General features: G+C 48.7%; 18 protein-coding genes and 1 tRNA gene. 10 read left to right on the top strand and 9 right to left on the bottom strand.

Annotation, left to right across the window (positions count from 1 at the left end; all coding sequences use genetic code 11):
• Nucleotides 1–32 precede the first annotated feature (32 nt).
• From VC28_RS02805 to VC28_RS02795, 3 genes are all read right to left on the bottom strand, one after another.
• A complete protein-coding gene (locus VC28_RS02805; protein WP_049629306.1) occupies nt 33–452 on the bottom strand; it encodes a VOC family protein in 420 nt (139 codons plus the stop codon).
• Nucleotides 453–624: 172 nt separating this feature from the next.
• Nucleotides 625–3,363 (bottom strand): di-heme oxidoredictase family protein, encoded by a 2,739-nt coding sequence (locus VC28_RS02800; protein ID WP_231591624.1) that lies wholly within the window; start codon nt 3,361–3,363, stop codon nt 625–627.
• A gap of 526 nt (nt 3,364–3,889) precedes the next feature.
• Nucleotides 3,890–5,164 carry a sensor domain-containing diguanylate cyclase gene (locus tag VC28_RS02795; RefSeq protein ID WP_049629305.1) on the bottom strand — a complete coding sequence of 425 codons (1,275 nt, stop codon included), beginning with the start codon at nt 5,162–5,164 and terminating at the stop codon, nt 3,890–3,892.
• Between the two features lie 168 nt (nt 5,165–5,332).
• On the opposite strand from VC28_RS02795, the gene VC28_RS02790 reads away from it, so the two are divergent.
• The 9 genes from VC28_RS02790 (at nt 5,333) to VC28_RS02750 (ending at nt 14,703) form a co-directional block, all read left to right on the top strand.
• Nucleotides 5,333–5,656 (top strand): ArsR/SmtB family transcription factor, encoded by a 324-nt coding sequence (locus VC28_RS02790; protein WP_082191380.1) that lies wholly within the window; start codon nt 5,333–5,335, stop codon nt 5,654–5,656.
• Nucleotides 5,657–5,713: 57 nt separating this feature from the next.
• Nucleotides 5,714–6,244 carry a rhodanese-like domain-containing protein gene (locus VC28_RS02785; protein WP_049629304.1) on the top strand — a complete coding sequence of 177 codons (531 nt, stop codon included), beginning with the start codon at nt 5,714–5,716 and terminating at the stop codon, nt 6,242–6,244.
• A gap of 54 nt (nt 6,245–6,298) precedes the next feature.
• Nucleotides 6,299–7,123 carry a sulfite exporter TauE/SafE family protein gene (locus VC28_RS02780; RefSeq protein WP_049629303.1) on the top strand — a complete coding sequence of 275 codons (825 nt, stop codon included), beginning with the start codon at nt 6,299–6,301 and terminating at the stop codon, nt 7,121–7,123.
• A complete protein-coding gene (locus VC28_RS02775; RefSeq protein WP_049629302.1) occupies nt 7,120–7,815 on the top strand; it encodes an MBL fold metallo-hydrolase in 696 nt (231 codons plus the stop codon). Before VC28_RS02780 ends, VC28_RS02775 begins: the two co-directional genes overlap by 4 nt.
• A 25-nt stretch (nt 7,816–7,840) precedes the next feature.
• The gene (locus tag VC28_RS02770) at nt 7,841–8,863 is read left to right on the top strand and encodes an efflux RND transporter periplasmic adaptor subunit (RefSeq protein WP_049629301.1); all 1,023 of its coding nucleotides are present in this window, start codon (nt 7,841–7,843) and stop codon (nt 8,861–8,863) included.
• A gap of 3 nt (nt 8,864–8,866) precedes the next feature.
• Nucleotides 8,867–12,106, top strand: coding sequence for an efflux RND transporter permease subunit (locus tag VC28_RS02765; protein WP_049629300.1), 3,240 nt, complete (start codon nt 8,867–8,869; stop codon nt 12,104–12,106).
• A 245-nt stretch (nt 12,107–12,351) separates the two neighbouring features.
• Nucleotides 12,352–12,747 carry a DUF6165 family protein gene (locus VC28_RS02760; protein ID WP_049629299.1) on the top strand — a complete coding sequence of 132 codons (396 nt, stop codon included), beginning with the start codon at nt 12,352–12,354 and terminating at the stop codon, nt 12,745–12,747.
• A 48-nt stretch (nt 12,748–12,795) separates the two neighbouring features.
• The gene (gene waaC, locus VC28_RS02755) at nt 12,796–13,836 is read left to right on the top strand and encodes a lipopolysaccharide heptosyltransferase I (protein WP_082191379.1); all 1,041 of its coding nucleotides are present in this window, start codon (nt 12,796–12,798) and stop codon (nt 13,834–13,836) included.
• Nucleotides 13,837–13,872: 36 nt separating this feature from the next.
• Complete coding sequence (locus VC28_RS02750; RefSeq protein WP_049629298.1) at nt 13,873–14,703, top strand: glycosyltransferase family 2 protein; 831 nt, start codon at nt 13,873–13,875, stop codon at nt 14,701–14,703.
• 28 nt (nt 14,704–14,731) lie between these two features.
• On the opposite strand, the gene VC28_RS02745 is transcribed toward VC28_RS02750, so the two are convergent.
• The gene (locus VC28_RS02745) at nt 14,732–15,772 is read right to left on the bottom strand and encodes a Stealth CR1 domain-containing protein (protein ID WP_049629297.1); all 1,041 of its coding nucleotides are present in this window, start codon (nt 15,770–15,772) and stop codon (nt 14,732–14,734) included.
• Between the two features lie 19 nt (nt 15,773–15,791).
• Nucleotides 15,792–16,607 (bottom strand): glycosyltransferase family protein, encoded by an 816-nt coding sequence (locus VC28_RS02740; protein WP_049629296.1) that lies wholly within the window; start codon nt 16,605–16,607, stop codon nt 15,792–15,794.
• A gap of 229 nt (nt 16,608–16,836) precedes the next feature.
• Here VC28_RS02740 and VC28_RS02735 point away from each other — a divergent pair, with 229 nt between their 5' ends.
• Complete coding sequence (locus tag VC28_RS02735) at nt 16,837–19,695, top strand: valine--tRNA ligase (protein ID WP_049629295.1); 2,859 nt, start codon at nt 16,837–16,839, stop codon at nt 19,693–19,695.
• Between the two features lie 238 nt (nt 19,696–19,933).
• On the opposite strand, the gene VC28_RS02730 is transcribed toward VC28_RS02735, so the two are convergent.
• The 4 genes from VC28_RS02730 to alaS form a co-directional block, all read right to left on the bottom strand.
• Nucleotides 19,934–20,024: transfer RNA gene (locus tag VC28_RS02730), tRNA-Ser, on the bottom strand.
• Between the two features lie 244 nt (nt 20,025–20,268).
• A complete protein-coding gene (gene csrA / locus VC28_RS02725; RefSeq protein ID WP_012486997.1) occupies nt 20,269–20,460 on the bottom strand; it encodes a carbon storage regulator CsrA in 192 nt (63 codons plus the stop codon).
• 219 nt (nt 20,461–20,679) lie between these two features.
• Nucleotides 20,680–21,927 carry an aspartate kinase gene (locus VC28_RS02720; protein WP_049629294.1) on the bottom strand — a complete coding sequence of 416 codons (1,248 nt, stop codon included), beginning with the start codon at nt 21,925–21,927 and terminating at the stop codon, nt 20,680–20,682.
• A gap of 151 nt (nt 21,928–22,078) precedes the next feature.
• Nucleotides 22,079–24,706 carry an alanine--tRNA ligase gene (gene alaS, locus VC28_RS02715; RefSeq protein WP_049632118.1) on the bottom strand — a complete coding sequence of 876 codons (2,628 nt, stop codon included), beginning with the start codon at nt 24,704–24,706 and terminating at the stop codon, nt 22,079–22,081.
• Nucleotides 24,707–24,725: the final 19 nt, after the last annotated feature.

Raw genomic sequence — 24,725 nt, 5'->3', positions numbered from 1 at the left:
ATAACGTAGATATTCATTAAATAGCACAGCTGTTAATGCGCAGCCGCCGGTGCGAGCGATTCATCCCAAAACGTTGCTTCAATTTTGTGGCCATCCAGATCACGCACAAAACAACCATAATACGCATCGCTATACAGTGGGCGCGGGCCGGGTGGGCCATCGCAGATTGCGCCAGCAGCGATTGCGGCATCGTAAAACGCGTGCACTTGTTGTTTGTTTTCTGCAACAAAAGCGAAGTGAGTGCCGTTACCTACTGCTGCGAGTTTTCCATCGATAGGTGTTTGTACCCAAAACTCTGGATAGTAGCGACCAAATGCCGTCGCGCCGGGGAAATCCATCAGGATGTGAATATCCAGCGCGGCCAACACTTTTTGGTAAAACGCGCGAGCTTTTTCAAAATCATTGGTACCGATGGATACGTGGGACATGATGCTGGGGTTTTGCGTGCTCATACATTTTTCCTTGTGGTTGATGGAATTCCTAGCCTAGTCTTGTCACTCACCAAATGTTGTCAGTAGAAATTCACACGCGAAAAAAATGCAAAAAAAAGCCCCGGTGATTAACCGGGGCAAGGAGAACACCAGCCAACTAGTTGTGCTAGTTGCCAGAGAGAAGGTGTTTTTATTAAAGCGATTGCAGGAAGCGCAGCAGATCCTGTTTTTGGCTGGCAGAAAGTGCCGAGTAATTGTTTTTAGCGTTCTGCCCTTCACCACCGTGCCAAAGGATGGCTTCTTCAATCGTGCGTGCGCGGCCATCGTGCAAATAGCTGGCTTTAGGCACACAAACTTCGTTGCCATCCACACCAAAGGGCACGCCACCACGTTGTCCTGTCACACCGCCGGTAACGCAGGCAGAAACACCCAAGCCCCACAGCGGTGCGGTACGCCATTCAGCGCCGCTGGCTTGGCCTTCACCCAAATTGTCGGCAAGGCCGGGACCCATGTCGTGCAATAGCATGTCGGTGTAGGGGCGAATGGTTTGCGAGCGCAATTCAGCGAATGGATGGTATTGGCTGGTAGTCATGCTCTCCACATGGCACCCGTTACAACCGATGTTATTAAATACCGTGCGGCCATTGATCACCTGGGCATTGTTGTAATCACGTTGTGGACGAACACCCAGCAGCGCAACGTATTTCACCAGGTTGTTCACTTGCTGCTCCGAGATTTCAGCACCGCTTGCACCACAGTTGGTTTGGCTGCTGCCGCAATCAGGGTTAGGCAACATAGCCGTCATCACGCCCATGTCGGTATTGAAGGCCGATGCCACCTGATGCTTAACACTGGTGGTAGCCGCTTTGTAACCAAACCGACCCAAACGGGTTTGACCGGTCACCGGATCCACGATGCGTTGGGCACGGCCGGAAATGCCATCACCATTTGCATCGTTGATGTCTTCACGGGCAAGAATGGTCGATTCAGGAATCGCTTCCAGTAAGCCAATACCGACTAGCTGCGGAGCCAAACGGGCGGAGAAGGTTTCTGGACGCAAACCGGTAAATTGGTAGTTAGGTGAACGCAAACCGCCAGATTCAGTCCAGAAGGCGATAGAGGCATTGCCTTCACTGGTAGCACCACCATTGGCTTTAGGTTGCAGCACGCGCCCCATTTGCGGATGCGGATTGCCCTGTGCGTTGCCCACTTTGAATACCCAGCGATCCAACGCCTCGCCGACCGCAGCGACAGGTGCACGACCGTTGCGCTCGTGGCAGTGCGAGCAGCGATCACTCACATAACGGGTACCGGATTTGCCCACCATTTCATTGAAAATGCCATTTTCAGGATTTTCGTCATGACCGCCATCCACAAAGGAGGTGTGGTGTACGCGACGGCCGAGCACAAATGCCTGCCCATTGACCGCGCTCAGGTTAGTCGCCATTTGCTGGAAGTGGCCGTCGGGTTCGGCGGTCATTTGTACGTGCAAACTGGTATCGCCACCCAAACGGGCATTGACCGGCATAGGCATGGAATCGCGCTGTTTGAATACACCACCGACAAAAGGAACCTTATCGGTGACATCCCACGGCACTATGCCCTGCCCGACTATATATAAATAGGTAGTGCCGTAGTAATTGTCGCGGCCGCGAATTACCGCGTTTTTATCCAGGAACTGGCTGAGTTCAAACTCAAGGCGATCGCCAATCTGAATCGGGCGATTTTCGCGGCAATTCCAGCTGGCTTCTTTCCAGTAATTGAAGTCGTTGATGCGGTTCATCACCCCGTTGCCACAGTACTCGGCCAGAGTGTTCATGCCGATATAGAACCAACGGTTTTCCGCTTGCAGGTCATCCAAACGGCCTTGAGTGACCACGTTCATACGCACAGTGGTACCGCCTTTGGCGACGTAATCCACTATCTCGATAGTGGCGGTACGCTGCTCCCAATAGAAGGTGAGGTAGTGATCGTAAGCCTGGAAATGGTTTTCCTTGGCATGGCGGTCGCGGGCACGGTCGGCAATGCGGGTAACAAGAGCATCACCACGGTCAAACTTGATCACCGGCTCAAGCGCCGTAGTGTTGTTGTAAAGCGGCACTATGCTACCAAGGCTCGCCACTGATGAGCTGGATGGTGTGACCGGTGTTGAGCTGCGCGATGAGCTTGAAGGCGGCGTGCTCGATGGCGCAACCGAACTGCGCGACGAACTTGATGGTGCAACACTCGATGCAGGCGTACCCAGTGTGTAATTTTGCCAAGGCGTATCCTGCCCTACACCATTGCGGATAATGGTGAAGTTGATGCTCACCACACTGCTCGCATTCAGGCCGGGAATATCGTAAGTCCATACGCCATTCGCCAGATTCATGCGCACATTTTGTTGCGCGCCGTTGTTGACGCGATAGTGAATATCCACGATATCCGCTTGTGTAACGGTTGCGCGCAAGGTGCTGCTATTGAGCGTGGTCACACAACCGGAATTGCAGTTGCCTGCTGCCGAGCTGGATGAAGACGCAGGCAATGAACCAAACACATCCATTTCAAAAATGGAGTAGCCCCAGTTGTTGCCGGCACTGCGGGTTAATGCATTCATGCGCACGTAGCGGTAGGTTCCGGCAAGCGGCACTGTGTCGGTGCGGTTGCCAAAAGTGCCGCCGGTGCGCAGGCTGAGTTGGGTCCAGGTGGAATTGTTATTGGAGCCAAGAATTTCATAGCTCGCGGCGTTTGCGGCCTCCCACAAAATCACCACTTGGTTAAGCGCATAAGCCTGGCCTAAATCGAGTGTGAGCGAGCTGGGTGAAACACCGTGATTGGATTCCCAACGGGTGCTGCCGTTGTTGTCGATCGCCAAATTGGCGGGCTGCAAGTTGGTGCTGCCGGTCGCACTGACCGGATTAATATTGATCGTTTGCGCGTTTGTCGTTTGCACACATAAACCCAAGCTGGTTAATGCGGCAAATAACCAAACTGCTCTAGACCAAGTAGCTCTGGAATTGAGCGGTAGTATTCGCATGTGATGTGCCTCTGCGTTAAATTTATTATTGAGAGGTTGCCCTGCGGACAGCGAGACGGGAGCAACGGTTTGATAACCCTGCATCCATTTGAATTAGAGCCAGCTTCACTGCTGTTGCGAAACACAAACACCGATTGCGGTTAATGCACTGCGCTGTATCAAGCAGTGCGATGGCATTTGTGTAGTGGTCGGGAGAAAATATTACGGAGATGGGACAAGAGTGTCGTCCCACTAGCAGATCAATGTGAAGTGAGCATTACAAATGTGAACCCAATAGATATTTTGGGTTTATAAGAAACACTTGCGGCAAAAAAACGTGATTTTTTTCTCGCTATTAACCTTTTTGAAAGTCATTCCCCCCCAGTGCCACTGTGTAAAAGTGGCATGTGGGACATTGATATAAAAAACTCGAACCCGAATCAAGCAAGCAAACATTCGTGCGTTACACCAACTGTAATTCGGGTTGCTTGCTTTCATCGACAGAGGCAAAACGAATGCGCTGTGCTGCGCGGATGAGATTGCGGCTATTGGTGCCGGATTTAGGATACTCACTAAAACCAAAGCCCCATTTGCACAGCGTCTGCTTACCACTAATTGCCGCTGGACTTTTAAACGCATCGGTCATTTTCTGCACCAGCTTTTGCAATATTGATGAATCGCAAGATGGAATGAGCAGCATAAAACTGTTGGCACTGTAACGCGCAATTAATTCTGCTGTAGGTGATTTTTCACGCAGTTCAGCGACAAAATAATTGATCAATGCCTGCGCATAAACATCACCCTGCTCCTGCAAAATGTCACGATAATCACTCAACTCGAAATACGCGAGCATAAAGGCAGGCGGGGCTTTGTTGGTATCGGTCACAGTGAGTTTTTCCAATACACGCGCCTCCAACAAACTGCGGTTAGCCAACCCGGTGTGAGCATCATAAAAAGCAGCTTGGCGCGCAGATTCATTGCGCGCTCTTTCCGCCTGACGCGCACGCTCCATCGCCCGAAAATCGGTGTACGCAGAATAAAGAGCAAGCAATAACAACACACTTGCCGCAACCGCCGTAGGAATGCCCATCCAATCGCCGCGCAATATATTGTCGGGGTTACTCTGTGCGCCCATCGGATAGCTCGCGGCTGCCATTCCGGTGTAATGCATACCGCAAATGGCGGCTCCCATCACTAAAGCCGCCGCCACTTTAATTGCAAGCGCGTATTGCGGAGGCACATCGCGCACATTGCGACAAATCACCAATGCCGCACCCGAAGCGACTACCGCAATCACACCAGACAAGATCACTAGCAAGGTGTCGTACTCAATACCTGGGTGCATTTGCATTGCATACATACCGCCGTAATGCATCGCAAAAATACCTGCACCCATGATGAATGCACTGGCAGAAATCGTTTTGAACGACACTTTTGGCAAGGTGATGACATACAGCGCCAGTGCCGATGCAAACACGGCGGGAACCCAGGAGAGCAATGTGAGGGTGGCGTTGAAGCTCATGTGCATATGCATGGGCATGGTATAGGCGCTCATGCCAACAAAGTGCATTGACCAGATACCGCTGCCAAGGCTAAGCGCACCCGCTGCCAGCCAGAACCGGCGCGACTGTCCGCTTAACGAGAATACCCGTGTGCCGAAATAGATCGCCGTGTAGGAAGCGATCACTGCAACGCAATAAGACGCAAACACCAGTATCCAATTGTAAGTACCTTCCATCAGAGCCACCTTTTAATGAGTTGGGAATGCTTTACGCGCCAACACAACAAACAGATCAGGTTGATCGATGGATAAACATTACTTAATTCATTAAAACAATCTAAATTAGATATTGCTAATTTAATAAACTCTAATACAATAAATTCATGAACACAGAGGATACAACCCATGACCGCCACAGCAATTAACCCGATGCCACTATCCGAACTACAGCAACACGCCCAAGCCGCCGCCGCACTGCTCAAAGCCTTGGCCAACGAAAACCGGCTGATGATTTTGTGCACCCTGATGGCGGGTGAAATGTCGGTGGGCGAGTTAAACGAACAAGTGCCGCTGAGCCAGTCCGCCCTCTCCCAGCATTTGGCGAGTTTGCGCGAGGCGGGTTTGGTGGCAACGCGCAAAGAGGCGCAGACGGTGTTTTACCGGGTGCAGGGCGATGAAGCTCCCAAAGTGATTGCACTGCTGCAATCCATTTACTGCCCACCGGGCTGATGGATCGCATTAACTGTTTAAAACCTGACTCACCATTTTTAACCAAGAGGTAAAACCATGAGCCACAAACGCATCCACCCCGTTGATTTAATGGCCAACAAAAGCGCCGATCTGTGCATTTTGGACGTGCGTACCGCTGCCGAAGTGAAAGCTGCCGGCCTGCCCGATTGCTTGCACATCCCTCTGCATGAATTAACGCCAGCGCGCCTGCAGGAAGAAATCGCCAAGAGCGGCAAAAACGGCAGTGCGGTGTATTTGCTCTGCCAAGGCGGCAAGCGCGCGGAAATGGCGGCCGATCAACTGAAAGGCCAGATCAACGCCGAGCTAGTGGTGATTGAAGGCGGCATGAACGCGGTTAAACAATCCAACATTCCGCTTGCGGCCACCGGTAAAAAAGTGATTCCGCTGGAGCGTCAGGTGCGCATCGTCGCCGGTTTGCTAGTGATTACCGGCGCGGTATTAGGCACCTGGTTTAACCCGGCGTTTTACGGTTTATCCGCCTTTGTGGGCGCAGGACTGGTTTTTGCCGGCGTCACCGATATTTGCCCCATGGGAATGCTGATTGCCAAGGCACCCTGGAATAAATAGATGCCGTGGAATAAATAGCGCGAGCTGTTGATCACCTCACCTGAGGAATAAAACGTGTTGCTGCTGATTGGTTTATTCATCGGATTAATTCTTGGCCTGACCGGCGCTGGCGGCTCGGTGTTTGCGGTGCCGTTGTTATTACTACTCGGAGGTATGTCTATGGCAGATGCTACAGGCATCTCCCTGGGTGCAGTTGCCGCCACCACCATTTACGCCAGCCTGCGCAACAGTGTTTCGCGTAAACAAGTGCCGCTCTTGTGGGAGCCGGGTTTGATTCTGGCCTTGAGCGGCGCTCTTACCGCACCACTGGGTAAATGGTTGGGCATGCAGTTGGATGAGCTGTGGTTAGTCAGTGGTTTTAGTCTGTTGGCGGCGATCATCGCCCTGCGCATGTGGATGAGTGCACGCAACAATCCGCAGGCTGCGAGTGTAGTGCGCGCCGGTAATTTTGCGGCAACACCCAGCCCCGATCATTTATGCAATTTGAATCCCACCGGCCAATTTGAACTGCGCCCGCGCTGCGTAACCGGTTTATTAATTGGCGGTTTAGTGGTTGGGCTGTTATCGGGTTTATTTGGTGTGGGCGGCGGTTTTTTAATTGTGCCGCTGCTGTTGGCCTTAAGCGCGGTGAGCATGGCGCAGGCGGTGAGCACATCGCTATTTATTATCGCGTTGATTAGCAGCTCAGGTTTTATTAGCCATGTGGCACTGAGTGAAAACCAACATTGGAATTGGTTGTTATTGGTAGCCGCAGGCGGTTTGGTGGGCATGATGATCGGCCAAGCCGTCAGCCACAAAATTGCCAATGTGTGGTTACAAAAATTATTTGCGATTGGTTTGTTAGCGGTTGCACTGATTACTCTTGCGAGGTACTTATGATTTTCCGTCAACTCTTTGAGCGCGAATCCAGCACTTACACCTATCTCATCGCCTGCGAAAAAACCCGCAAAGCGGCGTTGATTGATACAGTCAAAGAAGAGCTGCCTAAATATGTACAACTGCTGCAAGAGTTGGATTTAACGCTGGTTTACGCGCTGGATACGCACACCCACGCTGACCACATTACCGCCGCTGGTGCGCTACGCGATTTAACTGACTGCACCACGCTTTTGGGTGAAGAAGCCAATTCCGCTTGTGTTTCCCACGCATTGCGCGATGGTGAAAAAATTCAAGTGGGTGAATTAACGCTCACTGCGATTCACACCCCCGGTCACACCGATGACTCCTACACTTATCATTTAATCGATGGCGATGAGCAGTATTTATTTACTGGCGATACCTTATTAATTCGCGGCACCGGCCGCACCGATTTCCAAAACGGTAATGCGCGTGATCAATACGACAGTATTTTTGGCAAATTATTAACCTTGCCTGCAACCACCTGGGTTTACCCCGGCCACGATTACAAAGGCTGGACACGCAGCACCCTTGGCGAAGAAAAAAACCACAACCCACGCTTGCAAGTAAAAGATGTCGCAGCTTATGTAGAGCTAATGAACAACCTGAAATTGCCCAATCCAAAACTCATGGACATAGCCGTGCCCGCCAATCGCGCTTGCGGTAAAAATTAAACCAAGCCCTCAACAAGGAATAGCAATGAACAGCAAATTTTTGGCAATGATCGGCGCGGTAATGTTGTTATCCGCCTGCAGCAAAGAATCCCCTGTGCCTGCAGCGGCAAAAGGTATTCCCGATCTGGAAAGACTCACACTGCAAGCACAAACCAGCCCGCAAACGGTGACATACGACGGCGTAATTGAAGCGATTAACCAAGCCACCGTCTCGGCGCAAACCTCTGGTCGCATTGTGGAAATGCCGGTGGATGTAGGCGATTTTGTGGCCAAGGGCGATTTAATTATTCGCTTTACCGACACCGAACAAAAAGCGCGCGCCGCCAGTGCGCAAGCGCAATTTAATGAAACCCAAGCGCAGTTCACGCGCATGCAGGAAATGCTCAGCAAAAAATTAATTGCGCAAGCGGATTTTGATAAAAGCCAAGCCGCGTTTAAAGCTGCTGAAGCGGCACTGCGCGAGGCCGAACAAAACCTTGCTTACACAAGTATATATGCGCCCTACTCCGGCATTGTGGTGAGCCGCGCAGTCAATGTGGGTGAAACCGTGGCACCGGGCAAACCGCTAATGACTGGTTTGTCGCTGGAGCAATTGCGCGCGCAAGTGAATATTCCGCAACAACACATAGGCCCGGTGCGCAAATACAAACAAGCACAAATTTATTTAGACAGTGGCGAGGTATTGCACAGCAGCGAGCTGCGCATTCCCCCCAGCGCCGACCCGCAAACCCATTCGTTTAGTGTGCTGGTGAATTTGCCCGAGGGCAATCACGATTTATTCCCCGGCACTTTTGTAAAAATCGCTTTTGTCACCGGCGAGAAGGAGCAATTATTAATCCCGGCGAGCAGCATTAGCCAGCGCGGTGAAGTTAGCGGTGTCTATGTGATCAAAGAGACCTCGCTGGAATTTCGCCAAGTCAATCTCGGCTCGCTCAACAGCGCTAAACATTACCCGGTGCTGGCGGGACTTAACGCGGGTGAAACCATCGCGCTCGATCCCATCGCGGCGGCCAATGCCTATAAAAAAATCCACAGCGGGGAGCAATAAACCATGAGCGCTCCGCAAGATTCATCCCATCATTCAAACTTGGGGATTTCCGGCCGTATCGCCCGCGCGTTTTTAACCACGGAAATTACACCACTGTTAGCACTGACCGGATTACTGCTCGGTATTTTTGCGGTGCTGATTACACCGCGCGAAGAAGAGCCGCAAATTAATGTGACCTTTGCCAACGTGTTTATTCCCTTCCCCGGCGCTACGCCAGAAGAAGTGGAAGCGCTGGTGACTAACCCTGCTGAACAAATCGTTTCTGAAATTGAAGGGGTTGAACATATTTATTCCACCTCATCACCCGGTATGTCTAGCCTCACGGTGCGTTTCAAAGTGGGTGAACCGCGCACCGATGCCATAGTGCGTTTATACAACGCGTTTTATGCGAACAGCGATTGGCTGCCACAAAATTTGGGCGTCGGCCAGCCGCTCATTAAACCCAAAGGCATAGACGATGTGCCTATAGTTGCCTTAACCCTGTGGAGCAAAAACGCAGCGACAACCAACAGCGATTTGCTCAGTGTTGCGCGCGAATTACAAACCCAATTACAACGCGTGCCCGGCACCCGCGATATAGAAATTATTGGCGGTGGCGATAAAGCCCTGCGCGTTTTGTTTGACCCTGAACGCATGGCCGCTTTTGGTTTGGCACTGGACGATTTACGCCGCGCACTGGGCAGCGCCAACAGCTCACAAGCCGCTGGCACTATAGTGAGCGACAACCGCGAGATGTTAGTGCAAGCAGGCACTTTTTTATCAACGGCTGAAGAAGTAGCTGATCTGGTGGTAGGTGTTTACCAAGGTGCGCCAGTCTTTTTACGCGATGTAGCCAGCGTCAGTTTGGGTGCCGATCAACCCACACACTATGTCACCCACGGCTTTGGTTCTGCAGTCGCTGATAACAACGAAAGCAACAGCGGTCGCTACCCCGCTATTACCTTATCCATCGCTAAAAAACCCGGCGAAAATGCGGTGGATGTTGCTGAGCAAGTCATCGCGCGCGTTGAACAACTGCGCGGTGTGAGCCTGCCGGATGCAATGAATGTAGATGTGACTCGCAACTACGGCGCGACGGCCGAAGACAAAGCGCAAACGCTAATTAAAAAATTAATTTTTGCCACACTCTCAGTCATTATTCTGGTGCTGATTGCCTTGGGCAAACGCGAAGCTCTGGTGGTGGGCGCGGCGGTGATTGTGACTCTCGCCATCACTCTGTTTGCTTCCTGGGCTTGGGGTTTTACGCTCAACCGCGTATCGCTGTTTGCGCTGATTTTTTCCATCGGTATTTTGGTGGATGACGCCATAGTCGTGGTGGAAAATATTCATCGCCACATGAGTCAGGGAAAGTTATCGCTCAATGAAGCGATTCCACTCGCGGTGGATGAGGTGGGCGGCCCAACCATTCTCGCAACCTTCACGGTGATTGCTGCACTTTTGCCTATGGCGTTTGTGAGTGGTTTGATGGGCCCTTATATGTTGCCCATTCCGATTAACGCCTCCACCGGCATGCTGATTTCCCTTGCCGTGGCTTTTATGTTTACGCCTTGGTTGTATCGCCGTTTATTTGCGCATGTTGATCACGGCAGTGTTAACGCCAGTGCGAATGCACATGAATCCAACGGCAATAAATTCTTGCCGTTTTTTACCCGCATTATGACGCCGCTGTTAAATCGCGAAGCTGGAAAAAAAGCGCGCCTGTGGTTGCTGGGCGGCATTCTCGGTTTAATTGCAGCGTCGATTGGTTTGGTCGTTGTGCAAGCGGTGATGTTAAAAATGCTGCCCTTCGACAACAAAAGTGAATTCCAGATTGTGGTGGATATGCCCGAAGGCACACCGCTGGAAAACACCCAAACCGTATTGCAGGCACTCGCGGATAAATTGGAAACCATTCCCGAAGTGACCGACTACCAACTCTACGCCGGCACCGCCGCGCCGATTAATTTTAATGGCTTGGTGCGGCAAAATTATTTGCGCCGTGCGCCCTACATGGGCGAGATTCAAGTCAACCTACTGGATAAACACCTGCGCCAGCGCAAAAGCCACGAGATTGCCCTGGCCGCGCGCGAACTCTTGGCGGAAACCGCCAAGGCGATGAATGCCAGTGTCAAAGTGGTAGAGGTTCCGCCCGGCCCGCCGGTGTTATCGCCACTGGTGGCCGAGGTTTACGGCTTGAATTACACCCGCCAGCTCGATGTCGCCAAACAGGTGCGCGCGGCGTTTGAGGCCACGCCCGATGTGGTGGATGTGGACGATTCCATCGAGGCGCCGCAAACCCGCTGGTTAATCGCGGTGGATCGCGCCCGCGCTGCGCGCTTGGGTGTGGATCAAACCAGCATCGCCAACGCCATTCGCACCGCCCTCGCCGGTGAGGATGCCGCCTACCTGCACAGCGCCAGTGCCAAGGTCGCCCTGCCGCTGCGCCTGGAGTTGCCCGCCGGTGAAAAAGACAGCCTTGAGCGAGTGCTCGCAATAAAAGTGCGCGCCCAAAACGGCAAACTGATCGCACTCGCGGAACTGACGCAGGTGATTGAAAGCCAGCGCCAGCAAACGATTCATCACAAAGATTTGCTGCCCGTAGTCTATGTGCTGGGCGATGTAGCGGGTGAAACCGACAGCCCGCTTTACGGCTTGGCCGCGATTTATCAACGCATCGCCGAAACCCCAATTGATGGGCAAGTCATTGACCAATTCCTGAATTCACAACCCGAGAATCCGGTTAACTGGAGCCTGAAGTGGGATGGCGAATTGCAAGTCACGCTGGATACCTTCCGCGATATGGGCATCGCTTACTCGGTTGGCCTAGTGATGATTTATTTGCTGGTGGTGGGCATGTTTAAAAGCTACTCGGTGCCGCTGATTATTATGGCGCCGATCCCGCTCACGCTAATTGGCATCATGCCCGGCCACGCTCTGCTCGGGCAGCAATTCACCGCACCGAGCATGATCGGCATGATTGCCCTCGCCGGCATTATTGTGCGCAATTCCATACTACTGGTGGACTTTATCCAGCAGGAAGTGCGCAGCGGAAAAACGCTGGAGGACGCCACCATCAGCGCCGCCGCCGTGCGCGCCCTGCCCATTGGCCTGACCGCGCTGGCAGCCATGATGGGCGGCTTTTTTATCCTCGACGACCCGATTTTTGGTGGGCTTGCGGTGAGCCTGATTTTTGGTCTGCTGGTGTCTACCATACTCACTTTAGTGGTGATTCCGGTGGTGTATTACGCTTATCACTACAAATAATCCCCTCCCAACCTCCCCTTTTTCAAAGGGGAGGCGCTAGAACCAGAAATCCTCCCGGGCTCTTCCTTTTTCAGAGGGGGAGCTAAAACCGGAATCCCCTCCAGTCTCCCCCTTTTCAGATGAGAGAAGCTAAATGACTGCATTTCCTTATTAAATGCAGGGCTGGAGGGATTTGTTCATTCGCCAGCGTCACCTTGATTTGTTAGAATCCCCGCCACAAAAAAATCCTCTGAGAGAGCACAACCATGCTGATTGAAGCCCCTATTTCCCTTGGCGAATTGATCGACAAGATCACTATTCTGGAAATCAAAGCCGTGAACATTGGCGATGAAACCAAACTCAAAAATGTGACCCACGAGCTGAATATTCTTAATGCAAAGGTTGCGCAGTTACTGGATGCTGCTGGCCAAGCCAAACTGGCACCGCTCAAACAAGCGCTCAAAGATATCAATCAGGAATTGTGGATTATTGAAGACGATATTCGCGATTGCGAATACGCAAAAGATTTTAGCGATAAATTTATCCAACTCGCACGCGCAGTTTACGTGACTAACGACAAACGCGCCAAAGTGAAAAAAGATATCAACCTCGCCTTTGGATCTGAATTAATCGAAGAAAAATCTTACAAAGATTATCAGTAATCCCATTGCTCAAACGTCATTGTACTCACAGCCAGAACGATATCGTCCATGAAGATTCTCCTTATTAAAATGTCCTCGATGGGCGATATTTTCCATACTTTTCCTGCGATCAGTGACATCAAAAGAAATTTTCTTGATGCCCAAATTGATTGGGTAGTAGAGGACGGCTTTAAAGAAATTGTGGATTGGCACCCCGCCATTCATAAGGTTATTCCGATTCACCTGCGCCGCTGGGTAAAACAGCGCAATAAAAAATCCTGGCAAGAATTTAAATCCTGGCGAAGTGAATTGCGTACCGAAAACTACGATTACATTATTGATGCCCAAGGTTTGCTTAAAAGTGCCTTGGTCGCCAAATGCGCATCGGGAAGGAGTATTGATGGCTATGATAAGGATTCGGTACGTGAGCCTATTTCGCATTGGTTTTACAAGCGTTCCCATAACATAGATAAAAACCAGCATGCGGTAGAGCGAACACGCCAATTACTGGGAAAGGTATTGGGCTATACACCTGTAAAAAAATTAAATTTTGGAATCAACCAAAATTTCACTCATGTGCAAAAAGACACACACAAACTTATTTTTATTATTGGCACCAGCTGGATAACCAAACTGTGGTCTACCAGTGAGTGGCAAACGCTGACCAAAATTGCAGTTGATGAAGGTTACAGTGTTGAAATCATGTGGGGCAGCCTCGAAGAGCGTGCGATCGCAGATCAAATTATTGCATTTTGCCCACAAGCGACGCGCCCTGATCAGCGCTTATCTATCACCACTATTGCTGAAAAATTGGTGGGCGCTGCCGGGGTTGTAGGTTTGGATACAGGATTTTCACATCTTGCAGGTGCGCTGGAAACACCGACTATTGCACTTTATGGCGCAACCTCGCCTATTAAAGTAGGTCTCATTGGTGAACACACACAAAATTTACAGCTCAACACGCCTTTGGATTGCATGCCCTGCCACAAGCGCCATTGCAAATGGCTGCCAGAGAACAGTACATCAACTCCCCAATGTATGAGCGGCATCAAAGCAAACGAAGTGTGGCAGGCGTTACAGCAAAAAATATTTGGTGAATATACCCACTGACGCATTCAAGCTAACGAAATTATTCAGGAATTATTTATGACACCGCAAAAAATGGGCGTAGTCATTACCACTTACAACCAACCCAAGTGGCTCAAAAATGTGCTCTTCGGCTACGAAGCGCAACGTCACAATAATTTTACTGTGATTATTGCCGACGATGGATCAGGCCAGCCTACACGAGATGTCATTGAATTTTTTCAGGCGCGCGGGAAATTAAATATCCAACATATATGGCATGAAGATAAAGGCTTCCAAAAATGCCAAATCCTTAATAAAGCTATCGCGCAAACCGATTGTGATTATTTAATCTTCACTGATGGTGATTGCATCCCCGAACCCGACTTCATCAGCATTCATCAGTCACTCGCACAACCGGGTTATTTTTTATCGGGCGGATATGTAAAACTCACGACACCAGTATCAGAAAAAATTACAGAAGCAGATATCGCAAGCGGCATTATTTTCAATATCGACTGGCTCAAAAAAGCAGGCCAACCTGCAAGCCATAAACTATGGAAGTTACTCAAAAACAAAACACTCAAAGCCTTACTTAATGCTATCACTCCCACCAAGGCCACCTGGAATGGCATGAACAGTTCGACATGGACAAGCGACATCAAAGCCTGCAATGGTTTTAATGAAGATATGCAATACGGCGGCTTGGATCGCGAATTGGGTGAACGTTTATACAACCACGGCCTGAAAGGAAAACAAGTTCGCTACAGCGTCAATTGTTTGCACCTGGATCACCCGCGCGCTTACGATAATCCGGAAACCTGGAAAAAGAATTACGCGATTCGTAATGAAGTGAAACGCACAGGAAGGTTTTGGGCAGAGAATGGGATTGTCAAAAAAACATCACTTTAATCACTCAAAGAAAAGCACAAAAATTCAATTATTGATCAACGCTTTTTTGTGCTTTTAATAACCCAGTTAAATCCCCTACCTTTCGGTTAAGCCATTCTTTCACCAAATTAACTGCTTCTGGTGATGCATCCTCCAAGCTTTGCACACAAACAAAAGCATATTTATCACCAACGTCTGCTGCTGACAGTTTTTGCTTCAATCGAACAAGGCTTTGCTCCGCAGGCTTTAACTGCAAGGTCTCCAACGTATTTTCAAGTATTGCCTCTCCACGACTAATTTCTAAATGCGCGGCCAGACACTCACCAATAAATTGGTCTGCCGAGCGAAATCTATGCTTAAGGTTTTCTTCACAGAGAGGTAGATTGGCAAAGAAAAAAGCTTCAAAGGTAGATCGCCGCCAAGGATGAGGGTTATGCTGTAACTGGTAATAATGTGTTTTCATGCCTGCCAGTTTTGCACTGTATTCCTGCGCTGCCAAATGCCTAACGCGCATTTGGGATTTCTTCTGCTGACTTGCACCACTAAAATTACGCCACCAAGCCACAATTTTACGAGCAAATTTACGCTCAGAAAATTTAACCCAACGCCCCCTAACCACCACTTTCCCATCTCTGAAAAAATCTGTTTTCTCAACAGGTCGAATCAGGGCAAAGTCATCATTTAAAAATATAAAATTTTCAGACAAACCTGGAATACGCCATAAAAGCGTCATAATTGAACGAATATTGAAAGTTGGAAGCGAGTCTTCGTAACCACCAAAAATATCTTTGTGATCGACCACCTTAATACGCGACTCATATACAGTTCCCTGCAGACGAGCAACAAACTCTGGCTGTTGTTCATCGGCAACAATAAATATCGTTCTAACCCATGGAGCAAAACGCAAAAGCGACACAACACAATATTCAATTTCGTTTGAATTATGAAAACGCGATGGATTAGCTGCTCGCGGGCGCGCCCCGCCTATTTGAGCCAAATACTTATCTAACTTGGCTTTATGCTTGGGATCAGCCCCATCCACCCAAGTAATAACTGCATCAACAGGTTCTTGTTCAACAATTGTTGCCATGTGCTAGCTTTTCCTGTCGCTATTGGAATTTATAGTATTCACATAAAGCCAACCACTGCTGGTAGTTGCCATCTTGTTTTACGTTTGTTTTTTTCAGCGATTCTTTTTGTGATGCAATAATAGGGATAGGTTTGTTTTCCGGATTACTTGAACGACGAGTTTCTGTTCCCGCACGATACGACATTGCTTTGAACCACAAATCATCTGCTCTCGGTGTTAACTGCAAGAACAACTCACGATTTTGTACATCTTCATGCAATGAGTGCGGTGGGTATAGAACACCGCCATAACCGATCGGCATTAACCAAGGCGCTGAAAAATCTGTGCGCGACTCGGTTTTCCATTGATCATAAGGTGCAGGCACCCCTGGCCCTGAAAAAGCAATGAGACGGCACTCATGCGCAATAACCGAACGTGGGTAACGCAGATGATCATTGTACAAACGCTCCAACCAGGTGACGTTGTACATCAAATCATCATCGCAAGTGACAATAATTTTTTCTGGAAAGGCCTCCAAAGAATGGATCAATTTGCGATGCGAACAAGTCAACTCAACATAGCGGATTTCAAATACTGAATTTTGCAGCTGACTTAAAGAAGCTGGCAAATATTCCCGCAACTTCTCATTGAGCCATAAAATTATTTTTTCGGGTCGCTTCGATTGCAACAACAAACTGCGGACGGTCAGATGAATAATATCCAATCGACTGGGAATGGATGTAAGTGAAACTATTACCGGCAAAACAAGTGCCTCTTTTCGCTCCAGCTCACTGACTTTTACAGCCGCCAATTTACGCGCAGTCCACCAGGATAACGGCAGTTCTTTTAGTTTCATTACAACATCCTACAATTAAACAACCCAAACGATACCGTTAAAGATTAAGCCTGCATCTTAACATTTCACTTGGAATAATCCCTTAACCGAATGAAACAAATGGTAATCCAACCTAGGCCATATCAACCACAGACTGTATAATCGCTAACCCAATTTTTAGACCATTCCCGCACTCGTCCGGCCATATTCCGGGCGCAGCGCCAAGCCCAAAAAAGAGCCTGTTATCGCTATGGAAAAAACCTACGAACCCCATGCTATTGAACGCCAGTGGTACCAAACCTGGGAAGATAAGGGCTATTTCAAGCCTGCAGGCGACGGTACGCCTTACAGCATGATGATCCCACCACCTAACGTTACCGGCAGCCTGCATATGGGGCACGGGTTTAATAATGCGGTGATGGACACAGTCATTCGCTATCGCCGCATGAAGGGCGACACAACGTTATGGCAAGTGGGTACTGACCATGCGGGCATCGCAACTCAAATGGTGGTTGAACGCCAGCTCGCAGCGCAAGGTATAAGCCGCCACGATCTCGGCCGTGAAAAATTTCTTGAGAAAGTGTGGGAATGGAAAGAGCAATCTGGCGGCACTATTACCCGTCAGATTCGCCGCTTGGGCTCCTCCGTAGATTGGAGCCGCGAACGTTTCACTATGGACGATGGACTTTCAACTGCAGTTCAAGAAGCCTTTGTCCGCTTGTATGAAGATGGATTGATTTATCGCGGCAAACGCCTCGTCAATTGGGACCCTAAATTACACACCGCCATTTCTGATCTGGAAGTGGAAAACCACGATGAAAAAGGTTTCTTGTGGAATCTGCGTTATCCGCTAGCCGATGGAGCAACGACCGCAGAAGGTAAAAACTATCTGGTCGTCGCCACCACGCGCCCCGAAACTATGTTGGGCGATAGCGCTGTAGCAGTACACCCGGAAGATGAGCGTTACAAATCACTAATCGGAAAATATGTACTCCTTCCTCTGGTTAATCGCTTGATTCCCATCATCGCCGATGATTATGTCGATCGTGAATTTGGTACTGGTTGCGTAAAAATTACACCAGCACACGATTTCAATGACTATGAAGTTGGCAAGCGCCACAATTTATCGCTAATTAATGTGCTCGATAAAAATGCTGCTATTCTCGGAGCCGCACAGATTTTTAATTTGGACGGCAGCCTCAATACTCAACTTGACGGCACCCTACCCGCTCAATATGCAGGGCTTGATCGCTACGAAGCGCGCAAACGCATTGTTGCTGATTTCGAGTCAGCGGAATTACTCGAAAAAATCGACGATCATGGCTTGAAAGTACCGCGCGGCGATCGCTCTGGTGTTGTTATTGAGCCTTGGTTAACCGATCAATGGTATGTGAGCACCAAACCTTTAGCTGAGCCAGCCATTGCTGCGGTTGAAGATGGCCGTATCCAATTCGTACCAAAGCAATATGAAAACATGTACTTCTCCTGGATGCGCGATATTCAGGATTGGTGTATCAGCCGTCAATTGTGGTGGGGACATCGTATTCCTGCATGGTATGACGCAAGCGGTAAAGTGTACGTGGGCCGCAATGAAGCGGAAGTGCGCAGCAAATACAATCTCGCTACCGATGTTGCCTTGAATCAAGACGAAGATGTGCTGGATACCTGGTTCAGTTCAGGCTTATGGACTTTCTCAACACTCGGTTGGCCAGAGCAAACTGAATTCCTGAAAAAATTCCATCCAACCGATTTGTTGGTAACCGGCTTCGACATTATTTTCTTCTGGGTTGCGCGTATGATTATGCTCACCATGCATTTGGTGAAGCATGAAGACGGCACACCGCAAATTCCGTTCAAAACGGTTTATGTGCATGGCTTGGTACGCGATAGCCAAGGCCAAAAAATGTCAAAATCAAAAGGAAATGTGCTCGATCCACTCGACATTATTGACGGTATCGATTTGGAAACATTGGTACAAAAACGTACCACAGGATTAATGAATCCAAAAGATGCTGCAAAAATCGAAAAGCAAACTCGCAAAGAGTTTCCTGAAGGCATTCAAGCCTATGGGACCGATGCGCTGCGCTTTACCTTCTGTTCACTTGCATCAACTGGTCGCGATATCAAATTCGATATGGGCCGCGTAGAAGGTTACAGAAATTTCTGCAACAAAATCTGGAATGCCACTCGCTATGTATTAATGCAATGCGAAGGTCAAGATTGCGCGCAAGATGGCTCAACTGATTACGAATTGTCAGTTGCCGATCGCTGGATTATCAGCAAACTGCAATTAGCTGAAAAAGCTGTTGCTGAAGCACTTGATACCTATCGCTTGGATTTGGCAACCCAAGCAATTTATGAGTTTATTTGGAACGAATATTGCGACTGGTATTTGGAACTATCCAAGCCGATTTTGTTTGATAAGTCTGAAGGCAGTGATGCGCGTAAAAAAGGTACTCGCCGCACATTGATTCGCGTGCTCGAAACTATTTTGCGTTTAACTCATCCATTAATGCCATTCATTACTGAAGAAATCTGGCAAAAAATCAAACCACTCGCAGGCGCAACCGGCGAAACCATTATGCAAGCCAACTACCCTATCGCCGATGAAAGTAAAATCGATCAGCAAGCATTGAAAGATGTTGAGTGGTTGCAATCAGTAATTTTGGGGGTGCGCAATATTCGCGGCGAGATGAACATATCTCCAGCGAAAGATCTGAACGTACTGTTTAAAAATGGAAGCACAGACGATCAGAAGCGATTGCACGCAAACCAACAATTCCTCAAGAAGCTTGCCTCTCTTGAAAGCGTTACCTGGTTAAATGCTGGCGATGCAGAACCCATGTCTGCGACTGCACTGGTGGGCAAAATGGAAATTTTGGTACCTATGGCAGGGATTATCGATAAGAATGCTGAAATCGCTCGCCTAACCAAAGAGAGCAACAAATTACAGCAAGATATCGAACGCACAGAAGCCAAACTAAGCAATGAAGCGTTTGTCTCAAAAGCTCCAGCAGACGTTGTTGCCAACGAGCGCAACCGTGTTGCGGAAAATAAAATTGCGGTAGAAAAGTTGCGCGAGCAAATTCAAAAAATTAGTGCTCTGTAACTTTTTAGTGTTGCTATAAAATTTCAAAGGCCAGCGTTTATACACTGGCCTTTTTTATTTGCACGGAGATTAAGTTATTAGATTTTTATCGATTAAATTTAGGTGTTGCGACTTTTACGTTAGGCACCACTGCACTCAGCCTGCACGGCGTGGCTCAATCCATAAGCATGGCGAAAAATTTGAAAGGTAAAAAAACAAAAAGCCCAATCTTTCGATTGGGCTTTTTGTTGATATTCAATGGCGGAGAAGGGGGGAGTCGAACCCCCGATACCCTTTTGGGGTATGCTCCCTTAGCAGGGGAGTGCCTTCGGCCACTCGGCCACTTCTCCACATCTGTTTAAACAAAGCAGGCTCCGTTTCAACAGGTGCGGCATAATACCATAATTCTCTAAAAATCAAAGTCTTGAAGATAAATTTACCGATTAAAATGGTAATTATTTTAATACTGCATGATTTCCATACAATTCAAAAATTGTTTTAAAAAAGGCACTGCCATAAACGCCTACGCGGCGAATGATCACTCATATCGCCGCGTAGTTGAAAAGCATTGAACAACAAAACATTTAATTAAAATTAATTGTCTTGCTCTTCCTGATTTTGCTTCTCGCGTTGGATACGCTGATATATCTCTTCACGGTGCACAGCAATATCTTTAGGAGCATTGACACCTATACGAACCTGGTTGCCTTTTACACCTAATACGGTAACGGTCACCTCGTCACCAACCATCAAGGTTTCGCCAATACGGCGAGTCAAAATTAACATCTTTAATCTCCTTCACTCATCCTGTAAGAGTACGACTAGACACCCCTTGCCACCATCGACCCCCAATAGCCCCTTGTCGCTTCCTGACAACTGAATGTCTGGCTTAAGTATCGTCTACTTTTCACGAAAGGGAAGAAACCTCCAGCATTTTTCTATCTATTTACGTTATAGACAGTAATGCAGCTCAAACACCTTAACTAAACCGCCCTTCTAGAAAACCTAGCCCCTCACACGGCTTTCTGACGGCTCGGCATCCAAACCAAAAGCGGTGTGCAGACTACGCACAGCCAACTCCAAGTAACGTTCATCAATAATCACCGAAATTTTAATTTCTGAGGTGGTGATCATTTGAATATTGATACGATCTTCCGCCAATGCAGTGAACATACGCGATGCAACGCCTGCATGGGAACGCATACCAACACCCACGATAGACACTTTAGCTACCTTATCATCGCTACGCACTTCGCGTGCACCTATCTCTTGTGCTACTGCTTGCAACACAGCAACAGCTTTGCTCATATCATTTTTATGAACAGTAAATGTCAGGTCAGTAGTGCCATCGGCTGACACGTTTTGCACAATAACATCGACTTCTATGTTGGCTGCACCAATTGGTGCCAGAATTTTTGCGGCTACGCCGGGGGTATCAGGTACACCAGCAACAGTGACTTTAGCTTCATCGCGATTAAATGCGATACCGGAAACAATAGGTTGTTCCATAGTTGAATCTTCCTCGTCGAGGGTAATCAGGGTTCCAGGACCTTCTTTGAAACTGTGTAACACACGCAAAGGCACCTTATATTTACCAGCAAATTCTACAGAGCGGATTTGCAAAACTTTAGAGCCCTGGCTAGCCATTTCCAGCATTTCTTCAAAGGTAATTTTTTCCAGACGACGCGCACGCTCACAAACACGTGGATCGGTGGTATATACGCCATCAACATCAGTGTAGATCTGACATTCATCAGCTTTGAGCGCAGCCGCCAATGCAACACCTGTAGTATCTGAGCCGCCACGACCAAGGGTAGTGATATTGCCTTGCTCATCAACCCCCTGGAATCCAGCAACAACGACTACACGCCCCGCTTTGAGGTCCGCCCGCATGTTGGCTTCATCGATAGACTGAATACGAGCCTTGGTATAGGCGTTATCAGTCAAAATGCGCACCTGCCCACCCGTGTAGGAGCGGGCATCAACACCACGTTTTTTCAACGCCATGCACAACAGCGCAATGGTGACTTGTTCTCCGGTAGACACCAAAACATCCAGCTCGCGCGGATCAGGAGTTGTCTGAATCTGCTGAGCCAAACCAATCAAACGATTGGTCTCGCCACTCATTGCAGATAACACAACTACCATATCGTGCCCTTGGGCACGAAAACTGGCTACCTTATCGGCAACTTGCTCTATTCGCTCAATCGAACCGACTGAGGTACCACCGTATTTTTGAACCAATAAGCTCATTACAGCCTATCCTTCTATATATGTAAAAAGTGCCAACACTTACTAACCAGATCACAAAAAGGCGTCAATTAAACACCAGATCGCAAAAAAAGTTAACCCAAGCAAGTGACAAAAAGCAGATTATGATGCTTTCGATCCCATTAATAGCCTGTTAGCCAAGCTGATTTTTTACCCAAGGTACAACAGAAGCAAGTGCATCATCCAAGGCAGCGATATTTGCACCACCACCTTGCGCCATATCAGGGCGACCGCCACCTTTGCCGCCTAATTGCCCAGCGACAAATCCCATTAAATCACCCGCTTTAACCCTATTGGTGACATCCTGGGTGACACCTGCAACCAAAGCAACCTTTTCATCTTCGACTGCTGCCAGCAATACTACTGCCGAGCCCAACTTGTTTTTAAATTGATCCACTGTATCTCGCAGGGACTTGGCGTCTGCCCCTTCCAAATTCAAGGCCAACACTTTAATACCCGCAATATCAACCGCTTGCGACAAAACATCACCACTACCAGCGGTAGCCAATTTTGTTTTTAACGCAGCAAGGTCTTTTTCCAATTTGCGGTTTTGGAGAACCAAGGCATCCAGTTTTTCAATCAATGAATCGCGATTGGCTTTAAGGCTACGACCCGCTGCATCAAGCAACGACTCAACATAATCAAAGTGAACAAGCGCCTTGCTCCCGGTAATCGCCTCTATGCGCCTTACGCCCGCAGCCACGCCTGATTCTGAAACAATCCGGAACAACCCTATATCTCCGGTACGTTTGACATGCGTGCCACCACATAACTCAACAGAGAACCCATCACCCATGGTGAGTACTCGGACGGTATCACCGTATTTTTCACCGAACAAAGCCATAGCACCTTTGGCCTTTGCTTCATCCATATTGCACAACTCAGTTGCAACGGCAGAGTTGGCACGAATTTGATCATTAACGAGCGTTTCTATCGCCTTTAATTGCTCTGCGGAGACGGCCTCGAAGTGAGAAAAATCAAAGCGCAAACGCTCTGAATCAACCAAAGAGCCTTTTTGGGTAACATGCTCCCCAAGAACTTTGCGCAAGGCAGCATGCACCAGATGGGTTGCCGAATGATTGAGAGCTGTTGCCTGACGCACACCGGCGTCTACCTTGGCGGAAAAAATATCACCGACCGAAATCGCTCCTTGGAGTACGCGCACAATATGAAGATTAGATAATCCCTGCTTCTGGCAATCACGTACTTCTACACGATTGCCGCCCAGCTCAAGATAACCACAATCACCGGCCTGGCCACCAGATTCTGCATAGAAAGGTGTGCGATCAAGCACTACAGCACCATCCTCTCCTTCCACAAGACGATCCACTTTTTTGCCGTCTTTAACCAGCGCAAGCACCTTGCCCGATTCAGCCAAAGAGCTATAACCAAGGAATTCACTCGCCGGCAAATCAAGCCCAGCCGCCGAATAATCGACTTTAAAACTGCCAGCGGCACGAGCACGTGCGCGCTGTTCAGCCATTGCGGCTTCATAACCTTCCTGATCGATCGTCAAACCGCGCTCACGCGCAATATCCGCAGTCAAATCAACAGGGAATCCATAGGTGTCATAAAGGGTGAAAACCACTTTTCCCGGGATTTCAGTGCCGGAAATTTTGCTCAAAGCATCTTCAAGAACAGCAATACCTTTATCGAGTGTCTTTTCAAACTGCTCTTCTTCCTGCAGCAAAACTTTCTCGATATGCGCTTGGTTCTTGTGCAACTCGGGATAAGCATCCCCCATCACTTCGGTCAACGCTTTCACCAGCTTGTGGAAGAAAGGTTGTTTTTGCCCCAGCTGATTACCATGGCGAATTGCGCGGCGAATAATACGACGCAACACATAACCACGCCCCTCGTTGGACGGTAAAACACCATCACTGATGAGGAAAGAACAGGAGCGAATATGGTCAGCAATCACTCGCAGTGATTTGTTTTCCATATCGTGGTTACCAGTAGCATCAGCCGCTGCGCTCAACAAATGCTGGAACAGGTCAATTTCATAGTTGGAATGAACATGCTGCATAACCGCAGAAATGCGCTCTAATCCCATACCAGTATCGACAGAAGGTGCAGGCAAAGGGTGTAAAACACCATCAGCTGTACGATTGAACTGCATGAATACGTTATTCCAGATTTCTATGTAACGATCACCATCTTCTTCTGGCGACCCCGGTGGCCCGCCCCAAATATCAGCACCGTGATCATAGAAAATTTCAGTACAGGGTCCACAGGGACCTGTATCACCCATGGCCCAAAAGTTATCAGATGCGTAGGGCGCACCTTTGTTGTCGCCTATGCGGATAATACGTTCAGCAGGAACACCGACCTCTTTATTCCATATATCGTAGGCTTCGTCATCTGATGCATAGACAGTCACCCACAATTTTTCCGTGGGAATAGCAAGCCAGTCTTTGGATGTCAAAAACTCCCAAGCAAAACGGATAGCATCGTGCTTGAAATAATCACCGAAGCTGAAATTACCCAACATTTCAAAAAAAGTATGGTGACGTGCGGTATATCCCACATTCTCCAAATCATTGTGTTTACCACCAGCACGAACACAGCGTTGGGAGCTGACTGCTCGATTATAAGAGCGTTTATCAGCCCCCAAAAAACAATCCTTGAATTGATTCATACCCGCATTGGTGAATAACAAGGTAGGATCATTGCCGGGAATAAGCGAGCTACTCGACACTATAGTGTGGCCTTTGCTCTCAAAGTACTTTAAAAAAGCATCGCGAATTTCAGCGCTTTTCATCATTTATTCAACTCGTCTT

The organism is Cellvibrio sp. pealriver, assembly GCF_001183545.1.
In the GTDB taxonomy this organism is placed as follows: Bacteria; Pseudomonadota; Gammaproteobacteria; order Pseudomonadales; family Cellvibrionaceae; genus Cellvibrio.
This window is presented reverse-complemented; position numbering and strand designations above follow the sequence as displayed.

Bases quoted from the DNA above. Each gene is read 5' to 3' on its own strand.
- VC28_RS02720 (WP_049629294.1), bottom strand. From the start codon at position 21,927: ATGAGCTTATTGGTTCAAAAATACGGTGGTACCTCAGTCGGTTCGATT.
- csrA (WP_012486997.1), bottom strand. From the start codon at position 20,460: ATGTTAATTTTGACTCGCCGTATTGGCGAAACCTTGATGGTTGGTGAC.
- VC28_RS02735 (WP_049629295.1), top strand. From the start codon at position 16,837: ATGGAAAAAACCTACGAACCCCATGCTATTGAACGCCAGTGGTACCAA.
- VC28_RS02760 (WP_049629299.1), top strand. From the start codon at position 12,352: ATGCTGATTGAAGCCCCTATTTCCCTTGGCGAATTGATCGACAAGATC.
- VC28_RS02745 (WP_049629297.1), bottom strand. From the start codon at position 15,772: ATGGCAACAATTGTTGAACAAGAACCTGTTGATGCAGTTATTACTTGG.
- VC28_RS02795 (WP_049629305.1), bottom strand. From the start codon at position 5,164: ATGGAAGGTACTTACAATTGGATACTGGTGTTTGCGTCTTATTGCGTT.
- VC28_RS02790 (WP_082191380.1), top strand. From the start codon at position 5,333: ATGACCGCCACAGCAATTAACCCGATGCCACTATCCGAACTACAGCAA.
- VC28_RS02750 (WP_049629298.1), top strand. From the start codon at position 13,873: ATGACACCGCAAAAAATGGGCGTAGTCATTACCACTTACAACCAACCC.
- VC28_RS02805 (WP_049629306.1), bottom strand. From the start codon at position 452: ATGAGCACGCAAAACCCCAGCATCATGTCCCACGTATCCATCGGTACC.
- VC28_RS02765 (WP_049629300.1), top strand. From the start codon at position 8,867: ATGAGCGCTCCGCAAGATTCATCCCATCATTCAAACTTGGGGATTTCC.
- VC28_RS02770 (WP_049629301.1), top strand. From the start codon at position 7,841: ATGAACAGCAAATTTTTGGCAATGATCGGCGCGGTAATGTTGTTATCC.
- waaC (WP_082191379.1), top strand. From the start codon at position 12,796: ATGAAGATTCTCCTTATTAAAATGTCCTCGATGGGCGATATTTTCCAT.
- VC28_RS02785 (WP_049629304.1), top strand. From the start codon at position 5,714: ATGAGCCACAAACGCATCCACCCCGTTGATTTAATGGCCAACAAAAGC.
- VC28_RS02740 (WP_049629296.1), bottom strand. From the start codon at position 16,607: ATGAAACTAAAAGAACTGCCGTTATCCTGGTGGACTGCGCGTAAATTG.
- alaS (WP_049632118.1), bottom strand. From the start codon at position 24,706: ATGAAAAGCGCTGAAATTCGCGATGCTTTTTTAAAGTACTTTGAGAGC.
- VC28_RS02775 (WP_049629302.1), top strand. From the start codon at position 7,120: ATGATTTTCCGTCAACTCTTTGAGCGCGAATCCAGCACTTACACCTAT.